9 protein-coding genes and 2 pseudogenes are annotated in these 10,306 nt (G+C 70.0%); 9 read left to right on the top strand and 2 right to left on the bottom strand.

Features of this window, described 5'->3' with window-relative positions:
- Nucleotides 1-1,271, bottom strand: a pseudogene (locus ACFP3H_RS03890) (flavin-containing monooxygenase); the annotation flags it as partial.
- Between the two features lie 211 nt (nucleotides 1,272-1,482).
- Here ACFP3H_RS03890 and ACFP3H_RS03885 point away from each other — a divergent pair.
- From ACFP3H_RS03885 to ACFP3H_RS03870, 4 genes are all read left to right on the top strand, one after another.
- The gene (locus ACFP3H_RS03885; RefSeq protein WP_378599732.1) at nucleotides 1,483-2,637 is read left to right on the top strand and encodes an LLM class flavin-dependent oxidoreductase; all 1,155 of its coding nucleotides are present in this window, start codon (nucleotides 1,483-1,485) and stop codon (nucleotides 2,635-2,637) included.
- A 335-nt stretch (nucleotides 2,638-2,972) separates the two neighbouring features.
- Nucleotides 2,973-3,584: an HAD family hydrolase gene (locus tag ACFP3H_RS03880; RefSeq protein WP_378599729.1), complete on the top strand. Its 612-nt coding sequence runs from the start codon at nucleotides 2,973-2,975 to the stop codon at nucleotides 3,582-3,584.
- A gap of 60 nt (nucleotides 3,585-3,644) precedes the next feature.
- The gene (locus ACFP3H_RS03875) at nucleotides 3,645-4,286 is read left to right on the top strand and encodes a class I SAM-dependent methyltransferase (RefSeq protein ID WP_378599726.1); all 642 of its coding nucleotides are present in this window, start codon (nucleotides 3,645-3,647) and stop codon (nucleotides 4,284-4,286) included.
- A gap of 117 nt (nucleotides 4,287-4,403) precedes the next feature.
- Nucleotides 4,404-5,927 carry a polyamine aminopropyltransferase gene (locus ACFP3H_RS03870; protein ID WP_378601564.1) on the top strand — a complete coding sequence of 508 codons (1,524 nt, stop codon included), beginning with the start codon at nucleotides 4,404-4,406 and terminating at the stop codon, nucleotides 5,925-5,927.
- A 134-nt stretch (nucleotides 5,928-6,061) separates the two neighbouring features.
- Here the strand turns inward: ACFP3H_RS03870 and ACFP3H_RS03865 are convergent, their stop codons facing one another.
- On the bottom strand, nucleotides 6,062-7,123 hold the full coding sequence (locus ACFP3H_RS03865; protein WP_378599724.1) for an NAD-dependent epimerase/dehydratase family protein: 1,062 nt from the start codon (nucleotides 7,121-7,123) through the stop codon (nucleotides 6,062-6,064).
- 126 nt (nucleotides 7,124-7,249) lie between these two features.
- Here ACFP3H_RS03865 and ACFP3H_RS03860 point away from each other — a divergent pair, with 126 nt between their 5' ends.
- From ACFP3H_RS03860 to ACFP3H_RS03840, 5 genes and pseudogenes are all read left to right on the top strand, one after another.
- Nucleotides 7,250-7,873 carry a TetR/AcrR family transcriptional regulator gene (locus ACFP3H_RS03860; RefSeq protein WP_378599721.1) on the top strand — a complete coding sequence of 208 codons (624 nt, stop codon included), beginning with the start codon at nucleotides 7,250-7,252 and terminating at the stop codon, nucleotides 7,871-7,873.
- Nucleotides 7,874-7,962: 89 nt separating this feature from the next.
- Nucleotides 7,963-8,283, top strand: coding sequence for a nuclear transport factor 2 family protein (locus ACFP3H_RS03855; RefSeq protein ID WP_378599717.1), 321 nt, complete (start codon nucleotides 7,963-7,965; stop codon nucleotides 8,281-8,283).
- A complete protein-coding gene (locus ACFP3H_RS03850; RefSeq protein ID WP_378599714.1) occupies nucleotides 8,280-9,428 on the top strand; it encodes an alkaline phosphatase family protein in 1,149 nt (382 codons plus the stop codon). Before ACFP3H_RS03855 ends, ACFP3H_RS03850 begins: the two co-directional genes overlap by 4 nt.
- A gap of 65 nt (nucleotides 9,429-9,493) precedes the next feature.
- On the top strand, nucleotides 9,494-9,808 hold the full coding sequence (locus ACFP3H_RS03845) for a hypothetical protein (RefSeq protein ID WP_378599711.1): 315 nt from the start codon (nucleotides 9,494-9,496) through the stop codon (nucleotides 9,806-9,808).
- Nucleotides 9,809-9,964: 156 nt separating this feature from the next.
- Nucleotides 9,965-10,306, top strand: a pseudogene (locus ACFP3H_RS03840) (transcriptional regulator); the annotation flags it as partial.

Below are 10,306 nucleotides of genomic sequence, written 5' to 3'. Positions count from 1 at the left end.
GCGTTGGCGTGCACCTCGAAGGTGGTGTAGCCGCGATCGCGCATGATGTTGAGCACCCGGCACAGGTACGCGGCGGCCAGGTCGGCCTTGAGCGTCCAGGAGGCGTTGGTGTAGCCGATGATCATCAGGAAGTTGGGGATGTCGGAGTACAGCACGCTCTTGTAGGCGACCGTCTCGCTCATCTTGATCGGCTCGTCGTCGATGCTGATCGTCGCGCCGCCCATGATCTGCACGTTCAGACCGGTGGCGGTGACGATGATGTCGGCCTCGAGCTCCTGGCCCGACTCGGTCAGGATGCCCTTCTCGGTGAACTTCGCGATCTTGTCGGTGACGATGTCGGCCTTGCCGCTCTTGAGCACCTTGAACAGGTCGCCGTTGGGCACCACGCACAGGCGCTGATCCCACGGGTTGTAGCTGGGGGTGAAGTGGCGCAGGTCCACCTTGGAGCCGAGCTGCAAGCGCACCTGCGCCAGCATCAGCTTCTTGGCCAGCTCCGGGTTGGTGCGCGAGAGCTGGAAGCTGGCGCGCTGCAGGGCGATATTGCGGGCGCGGCCGATCCGGTAGGCGATCTGGTCGGGCACGCGGGTCTTCTTGAAACCGATCGCGACCGGGTCCTCCGACGGCAGCGCCTGGATCCAGGTGGGCGAACGCTGCAGCATGGTGACGTGCGCGGCGGTGTCGGCCATCGACGGGATCAGGGTGATCGCGGTGGCGCCGGAACCGATGACGACGACCTTCTTGCCTGCGTAGTCCAGGTCCTCGGGCCAGTGCTGGGGGTGCACGATCTGGCCCTGGAAGTCGGCCTGACCGGGGAACTCGGGCTGGTAGCCCTTGTCGTAGTTGTAGTAGCCGCTGGCGCCGACGAGGAAGTTGGCGGTCCAGGTCTCGGTCTCGCCGGTGGCCTCGATCTCGGCGGTCACCGTCCACTGCGCCGCGGCGCGGTCGAAGGCCAGGTGCACGACCTTGCGGCCGAAGCTGATGTGGTCGGTGACGCCGTACTCCTTGGCGGTGTCCTCCACATACTGGCGGATGCTGGCGCCGTCGGCGAGCACCTTGGTGCCGATCCACGGCCGGAAACCGAACCCGAAGGTGAGCATGTCCGAGTCCGAGCGGATGCCGGGGTACTTGAACAGGTCCCAGGTCCCGCCGATGTTCTCGCGACGCTCCAGGATCGCGTAGGTGCGTCCGGTCTGCTCGCGCGTGAGGTGACAGGCCGTGCCGATTCCGGACAGGCCAGCGCCGATGATCAGTACGTCGACATGCCGCGTCATTGAGGAAACTCGTTTCGTAGGGATCGCGAGGCCCGGACATCGTCGCCCGAGCCTCCCCCGAGGTTACGTGTTTCACATAGTTACGTCTAGTTAGGCGTGATCCGGCACAGCGTGGCGGGGGTTTCGCGCAGGGTGAGCGGAATCCGTGACGTGGGCGTGCGCACCGGCCAGCATCGAGGAGACCCTGCACCCCACGACGAATAAGGCGGATATGACCGAGCGCGGACTGTCGTTTCACTGGTTCCTGCCCACCTACGGCGACTCCCGCGGCCTGGTGGCGGGCGGACACGGCAGCTTCATGTCCGGCGACCGGCCCGCGACCCTGCGCTACCTCAACCAGCTCACCGCCGCGGCCGAGGACAACGGCTTCACCGGCGTGCTCACCCCCACCGGCGCCTGGTGCGAGGACGCGTGGCTGACCACCGCCATGCTGGTGCAGACCAGTGAGACGTTGAAGTTCCTGGTCGCGCTGCGGCCCGGCCTGGTCAGCCCGACCCTGGCCGCGCAGATGTCGGCCACCTTCCAGCGCCATTCCGCGGGGCGGCTGCTGCTCAATGTCGTCACCGGCGGCGAGCAGAGCGAGCAGGAGGCCTACGGCGACTTCCTGGACAAGACCCAGCGCTACGCGCGCACCGGGGAGTTCCTGCACATCGTGCGCTCGCTGTGGGAGTCGACCGAGCCGTTCAGTTTCACCGGTGAGCACCTGCGCGTGCGCGACGCCATCCTGAGCGCGCGGCCGAATCCGATTCCGCCGGTGTTCTTCGGTGGCTCCTCCGGCCCGGCCGGGCCGATCGCCGCCCGCTACGCCGACACCTACCTGACCTGGGGTGAGCCACTGGACGCGGTCGCCAAGAAGCTCGACTGGATTCGTGGGCTGGCCGCGATCGAGGGCCGCACCGTCGATTTCGGCTTGCGCATCCACGTGATCAGCCGCGATACCGCCGCGCAGGCGTGGGCCGAGGCCGACCGGCTGCTCACCGGGATCGCGCCCGGCGAGATCGAGCGGGTGCAGGCGAGCCTGGCGCGCAGCGATTCCGAAGGACAGCGGCGGATGGCGCAGCTGCACAACGGGCGCACCGATTCGCTCGAGATCGCCCCGAACCTGTGGGCGGGTGTGGGTCTGGTGCGTGGTGGCGCGGGCACGGCGCTGGTGGGGTCGCACGCGGAGGTGGCGGATCGGCTGCTCGAGTACGCCGCGCTGGGCATCGATCACTTCATTCTGTCCGGGTACCCGCATCTCGAGGAGGCGTACTGGTTCGGCGAGGGGGTGCTGCCGATTCTGGAACGCCAGGGGATGTGGTCGCATCCGGCGCGGCCGGTGGCGGTGCCCGCTGTCGCGCCGTTCACCGCGGCCGCCAGTAGCTGATCGGGCTCGGGGCGCTCGCTGTCCATGTTCGGCGAGCGCCCGGTTCGGCAGTCGATGCACCTTTGCGTTTCCTGCGGCCCGGGTGAGTAGCGCGGCGGCGCACCAGTTTTCGTGCACCTCGAATTCGCCGGTGAACTGGGAGGATTCCGATCGCTGCGTGGGCTTTCGCCTGGATTGCCCGAAATGCCGTGACGTGCACGCTTCTTCGCGCAGTCCCACTCCCCCAACCGTTTTCGGCAGTGGCTGCAACCGGGGTTCCACGTGAATCAGTGCGGTTCAGCGAGGGTGCGGGCTCGGCGGTACGGGTCGTGCGTGCGGCCGATACGCTCGGGCGCGTGACCCTCACCGTCGGTTTCGATCTGGATATGACGCTCATCGATTCCCGCCCCGGGGTGGCACTGGCGATCGACGAGCTCGCGCGGGAGTTCGATCTGCCGCTCGACGGTGCGCGCTTCGCCCAGCATCTCGGGCCACCGCTGGCGACACTGCTCGGCGACGCGGGGGCGCCGGCCGAGCTGATCCCCCGCCTGGTGACGCGCTATCGCGAGCTGTACCCGTCGGTCATCGACCGCATCGCCGCGCTGCCGGGTGCGGACGCGGCCCTGGCGGCGGTGCGGGCCCGCGGTGGGCGAACCCTGGTCGTGACGGGGAAGTTCGAACCGCACGCGCGGCTGCACGTCGAGCATCTGGGGTGGGAGGTCGATCGGCTGGCCGGCGATCTGTGGGCGACAGGCAAAGCCGATGTGCTGCGCGCGGAGTCGGCGGACGTGTTCGTGGGCGATCACGCCGGGGACATGCGCGGCGCCGAGGCCGCCGGGGTGGTGGCGGTCGGGGTGACGACCGGGCCCCACGATGCCGACGCGTTGCGCGCCGCCGGGGCGGACGTGATCCTCGACGACCTCACCCGGTTCGGTGACTGGTTGGCCGAATTCACGGCCGCGCGGTAGAACCTCCTGCCGCACACCGTGATTCCGGAACCCGTACCGCCCCTGGCACGTTGGCCGGTTATGTCCACGGACCCCTATTGGAATCACAACACCCACTACCATCCGTGGGTTCTCGATCAGGTTCCCGACCATGCCCGCACGGCACTGGATATCGGATGCGGTGACGGGCTGCTCGCCCGCAAACTCGCCGGCCGTTGCGACGCGGTCCTCGGCGTCGACACCGACGCCCGGGTCATCGCCGACGCCCCCGCCACCCCGACGGTCCACCTCGAGCACACCGACTTCCGCGACCTCGACCAGACCTTCGACGTGGTCACCGCCGTCGCCACCCTGCACCACGTCCCGCTCCGCGACGGCCTCACGACCCTGCGCCGCCTGGTGGCCCCCGGCGGTGTCCTGGCCGTGGTCGGCCTCTGGAAGATGCACCCGCTCACCGACTTCCCCTACTACGCCGCCCTTCCGGCGATCCGCGCCGTCGACCGACGACACCGCCGGGTTCTCGGCGGGCCGGAGATGGTCCTGCGCGATCCGCGCGAAACGCTGGCCGAAATCCGCACCACGGCCGCAGAACTGTTGCCCGGAGCCCAGATCCGACGCCGTCTGATGTGGCGGTACACCCTGCGGTGGCAGAATCCGGGCCGAGAACTCGCGTCTGGGAAACGGGCAGGCGAGGGCACCGCCCGGCGATCGAGCCGCCTGTGATACGAATCCCCGTGCGGACGTGGTGATTCGGCCCGGCCGACTTCGACGGGGAGGGTGGTCATCAACGCGGTGGGTCATGGCGTCGAGGCGAGCCGTCAGCGCGGCGACGCCGGGGTGGTGCCGCGGCACCGGCTGGCCAGGGTGGCGTTGCTCGCGACCGTGTTCGTGTGCGCGGCCTGCGGTTTGGTGTACGAGCTGTCGCTGGTCACGCTCGGCAGCTACCTCCTCGGTGACACGGCGGCGCAGGCGTCGATCACCCTGAGCGTGATGGTGTGCGCGATGGGGGTCGGGGCGCTGGTGGCCAAACCGTTGCGCGCTCATGCCGCGGCGGCGTTCGTGGCGGTGGAGTTGGCCCTGGCGGTGGTCGGCGGGCTCTCGGTGGCGGTGCTGTACGCGAGTTACGCGTGGCTCGATATCTACACGGGCGCGCTGGTCGTGGCGGCGGCGGTGATCGGGATGCTCGTGGGGGCCGAGATTCCGTTGCTGATGGAGCTGTTGCAGGAGATTCGCAGGCAGGAGGCCAGCAGCGCGGTCGCGGATCTGTTCGCCGCCGACTACGTGGGGGCGCTGCTGGGCGGGTTGGCGTTTCCGTTCCTGCTGCTGCCGGTGTTCGGGCAGATCCGGGGCACCCTGGTGGTCGGCATCGTGAACGCGATCGCCGGACTCGCGTTGGCCTTCTTCTTCTTTCGCGACCGCATGACGCGCGGAGCCCGGCGCTCCCTCATCGCCGCCACGGTCGCGGTCGCGTGCGGGCTGAGCGGTAGTTTCCTCTACGCCGACCGGTTCGAGGCCGCGGCCCAGCAGGCGCTGTTCGCGTCCCCGATCGTGTGGCAGGCCCGCACGCCGTACCAGCAGATCGTGCTCACCGAGTCCACGGCGGGCGGCGAGACCGACACCCGCCTCTACCTCAACGGCAAACTCCAGTTCGCCTCGATCGACGAATACCGCTACCACGAGGCCCTGGTGCATCCGGTGCTCGCCGAATCGCGACGGTCGGTGCTGGTCCTGGGCGGTGGCGACGGGCTCGCGCTGCGCGAGATCCTGCGCTACCCCGACATCGACCGGGTGACCCTGATCGAACTCGACCCGGCCATGATCACCCTCGCCCGCACCCACCCCCGCCTCACCGAGCTGAACGAGCACGCCTTCGACGACCCCCGCGTGCGGGTGATCAACACCGACGCCTTCACCTGGTTACGCAGTGCCCCGGAGCTTTTCGACGCCGTGATCATCGACGTCCCCGACCCCGACCAGACCTCCGTCGCCAAGCTCTACTCGCGCGAGTTCTACGCGATGACCGCCCACGTCCTGGCCCCCGGCGGACGCCTGGTGGTCCAGTCCGGCTCCCCCACCATCGCCCCGCGCACCTTCTGGACCATCGACGCCACCGTGGCCTCGGCGGGCCTGCGCACCACCCCGTACCACGTGGACGTTCCGAGCTTCGGCGAGTGGGGTTTCGTCCTGGCCGCCACCACGACCCCGACCCCGGCCATGCGCAGCCCGGTCCCCCTGCGTTCACTCGACGACGCCACCCTCGCCGCGGCCACGGTCTTTCCGGCCGAGCACCGGGCCGTCGACGCCGAGATCTCGACGCTGATGCGCCCGGTGATCCTGGACCTGCAACGCCAGGAGTGGCGCTGAACGCTCATACCCGACCCCGAGCAGGGGTCGCCCCTGCCGAGTTCCCGTGCCACGGCCGCAGGTGAGCCGACCCACGGCGAGCCCGAGGACCGCGCCGACCACCGACCGGTCCGGGCACGGTGCGACCTCCCCGCTCAGCGGCTCGCCGCGGAAGCACGCGACGCGGCCGCGCCGGGGGCGGTGACGATACCGAAGGCGATCAGGCTGTCGGCGGTGTCGCGAATGGACTGCTCGACGGGTCGCATGGTCCAGCCCAGTTCGCGGCGGGCCTTGTCGACGCTGACGTGTTCGGTGCGGCCCAGGACCGGCAGGGTCAGGCGGACGCCCTTGTCGAACACGGCGACCAGGCGAACCAGCAGGTCGGGCAGCACCCGGGTGGGGACGTCGAAGCCCGCGGCGGCGTAGTCGCGGTGCAGGACGCGGGCCAGCTCGCCCATCCACAGCGGGTCGGCCGCGCAGATGTAGCGGTGGCCCGCCGCCTCGGGTACCTCCATCGCCAGGCGGTGGGCCACCGCGAGGTCGCGCACGTCGACCGGGGTCCAGCCGGTGCGCACGGATCCGGGAACATCGCGGGCCAGCAGGCGTCGGACGGGTTCGTGCGAGGTGCTGGTCCGCGCCTCGAGCAGCGGGCCGAGGATCATCCCGGGATTGACCGACACGAGTTCGAGTGGCGTTGTGGGCGGCAGTGATTCGACGAACTCCCACGCGGCCCGTTCGGCGAGGGTCTTGCTCTTCTGATAGGCGGGGACGCGCTCGACCACCGACCAGTCGGCCTCGGTGCGCACCGCGTCGGTGCGATGCCCGTAGGCGACGGCGGCGACCGAGGAGGTGAGCACCACCCGGCGCACACCCGCCTCGGCGGCCGCGCGCAATACCCGCAGCGTGCCCTGCACGGCGGGTTCGATGAGGTCGTCGTCGTTCTGCGGCGGGGTCGCGGGGAACGGTGAGGCGACGTGCAGGACCGTGTCGCAGTCGGCGACGGCGGCGGCCCAGCCCGCGTCGGCGTCGAGGGTGGCGGCGACGAATTCCAGGTCGCCGCCGGTGCGGCGGGCGAGATCGAGGAGGTGGGCGGGCGCGGGTCGCGTGGTGCGGTCGCGCAGGGTGGCGCGCACGGCGTAGCCGTGGTCGAGGAGTTCGGCGATGCAGTGTCCGGCGACGAAACCTGTCGCGCCGGTGACGAGTACCCGTGTGGTCATGGAGTTTCACCCATTCCGATCGACGGTGCGAACCGCCCATCTGAGCGGTGCTCAGATAATCTAAGCACCGATCAGATGGGCTGTCCAGTGCCGATCCGCCCGCGATCCTGGCCTAGGCTTTCCCGGGTGAAGCGCACCAGTTACCACCACGGCGACCTGCGCGCGACGCTGATGGCCGCCAGCCTGCGCCTGATCGAGAGCGAGGGCCTCGCCGCGGTGAGCCTGCGCCGCGTGGCCAGGGAGGCCGGGGTCAGCAGCGGCGCGCCCTACCACCACTTCGCCGATCGGGCCGCGTTGCTCTCGGCGCTGTCGGTCGAGGGATTCGAGCTGCTGGCCGCCGAACTGACCGCCGCCAAGGCCGCCGCCACCGGTCCGCTCGACGCGCTCACCGCGCTCGGCGCCGCCTACGTGCGCTTCTCGCGCGAGCATCCGGCCCAGTTCCGGCTCATGTTCCGACCCGAACTGTCCCAACCCGACAAGCACCCCGACGCCCACGTCGCCGGGGACGCCGCGTTCGCGGTCCTGGGCGAGACCGTCGCCGAATGCGTCGCGGCCGGTTCGCTGCCGCCCGACCGCGCCGAGATCCTCGCCATCGCCTGGTGGGGCCTGGGCCACGGGCTGGCCTCGCTGTGGCTCGACGGCCAACTCGACAAGCGCAGCGCCCGCATGGGCACCCACACGCCCGAACTCGTCGAGGAGATCATGCGCACCTTCACCGCGCTGATCACCCCGGGCGCGACCGGCGGCTGACACCACCGCGATATTCCACCGACCGGGCGGGTCCGCTCCCCTACAGTGGTCACATTGTCGTTGTGTAGCCGTTTCGAGCAGGAGGCCCGATGTCTGGCACCGCGAAACTCGATCCCGTGGTCGAAGCGTTCGTCGAGGCGCTCAACGCCCACGACACCGACCAGTTCTACGGTGTACTCACCGAGGACGCGACGATGTCCGACGACGGGGTGGAACGCAACCTGGCCCAGTGGACCGAGTCCGAGATCTTCAGTGCCAACGGACATCTCGTCGTCGACACCGTCGATTCCGACGACGGACTCGCCCTGACCGCCGACTACACCAACAGCCGGTGGGGTTCGCTGCGCACCACCTGGAAGTTCCTCCTGCGCGACGGACTGATCAGCCGATTCGAGACAGGGCAGGCGTGAGCGACGATCTTCTGCTGACCCCGCGTTACGGCACCGCCTCGCTCGCCGATCTACTCCCGTCGGTCCTGTCCTGCCTCGGCGTGCCCGACGCCACCGACCGCCTCGGCCTCGCGCTGGATGTGGATCGGGTCTGTGTCCTGCTCGTGGACGGGCTCGGCGCGCAGGGCCTGGCCGCGCACGCCGCCGCGGCGCCGTTCCTGACGGGCCTGCCCGACCGGGTCATCGACGCCGGTTTCCCGAGCACCACCGCCACCAGCCTGACCACCCTCGGCACCGGCCTGCCCCCGGGACAGCACGGCATCGTCGGCTACGCCATGCGCTTGCCCGGCGAGGAGCGCCTGTTCAACTCGTTGCGCTGGAGCCTGATCGGCGAGGGGCCCAAGGTCGACGCGCGCACCGCGTTCCCGCCGGACCGAATTCAACCGCACCGCACCATCTTCGAGCGCGCCACCGCCGCCGGGATCGACGCGGTGCAGGTCGCGCCCGGCTACCAGGACGGGTCGGGGCTGACCATGGCGGGCTGGCGCGGCGGCGGATTCCGCACCGCGTTCTCGGTGGGCGATCTGGTCGACGGTGTCCTGACCGCGCTGAGCTCGGCCCCGAAAACCCTTGTCTACACCTACCATTCGGAACTCGACACCACCGGCCACGCGCGCGGACCCGAGACAAGGGCGTGGGAGTTCGAGCTGGCCAATGTCGACCGGATCGCCGCCGAGATCGCCGCCCGGCTGCCCGCACGCGCGGCGCTGATCGTGACCGCCGATCACGGCATGGTCGAACTGCGCACCCCGATCGACTTCGACACCCACCCGCACCTGTCGACCGACGTGACCGCGCTGGGCGGCGAACCCCGTGCCCGCCACGTCTATACCGACGCACCCACCACGGTCGCCGACACCTGGCGTGGGGTCCTGGGCGCGGACTTCGCGGTGCGCACCCGCGAGCAAGCCGTGACCGCGGGCTGGTTCGGTCCGCACGTCACCGCCGAGGCCGCCGCCCGCATCGGCGACCTGGTCGTGGTGGCGCGCGGTGACGGCGGTGTCGTGCGCAGCGGCGCCGAACCGTTGCAGTCGATGATGCGCGGGCACCACGGTGGGCTCACCGCCGCCGAGTTGCGGGTTCCGTTGCGAATTCATCGCGCCTGAGCGCGCGCGCCTTAAGCTGTGGGCGACGCGTCATCGGGCGCGAGCCGGACATCTCAGGAGGAATCATGCACGCCACCACCCGAATCGGGGTCGTCGCGGGGCTGGCGATGTTGGCCGTGACGGTCACCGGCTGCAACGAGGAGGTGGAGAAGGTGTTCAACCAGGGCCGCGAGACCAGCTGTCGCGACTACGTCAACCAGGACGTGCCCACCAAGCGGATCACCGTCGCCAAGGCCATCGAACAGCAGTCCGGCAACGAACCGAGCACCGCGCTGGTCGACACCAAGATCACCCAGCTCGACGTGCTGTGCGCGACCCAGCGCAATATCGACACCCCGATCAAGAACGCCGACGTCGCCGGGATCTTCCTGAACAAGTGAGCGCCGTCAAGGCGCGGCGACAGCGCCACCCCGGGTGCCGGCGGTGAGCGCGCGCAAAGGCGCCCCGCACGCGGGCGCAGCTGATAGACAGGAGGCGCCGCACCGGTTCTCCGCCCACGGCGAGACCGGTGCGTCGCCGACGAACAGGGAGTGACCGTGCCCGCACACGACGACCCGATCGCCGCGACACCGCCGCCCGATCGGCTCTCGGACCGCCGCGTCGCGCTGGAGAAGCAGTGGAACCGGCTGGCCGCGCCCTCGCGCCCGCTGACCCTGCCGCGCGATACCGGGGCCGTGCGCGCCGATGTCGCCAAGTCCTGGCAGCGTTCCCTGCACACCGTCGACCCCGCCACCGAGGTCGCGCCCGGTTTCAACGACATCAGCGACCGCTGGTCGGAGTCGCCGTTGCGCAGACCCGTCACCGAACTCGCGGGCCAATTGCGCGGCATGGCCGAGGATTCGGGCTATCTCGCTGTCGTCAGTGACGAATCGGGCACC

This window comes from Nocardia lasii (assembly GCF_042658545.1).
Lineage (GTDB): Bacteria > Actinomycetota > Actinomycetes > Mycobacteriales > Mycobacteriaceae > Nocardia > Nocardia lasii.
The sequence above is the reverse complement of the archived record's forward strand: the minus strand, read 5'-3'. Positions and strand labels throughout refer to the sequence as shown.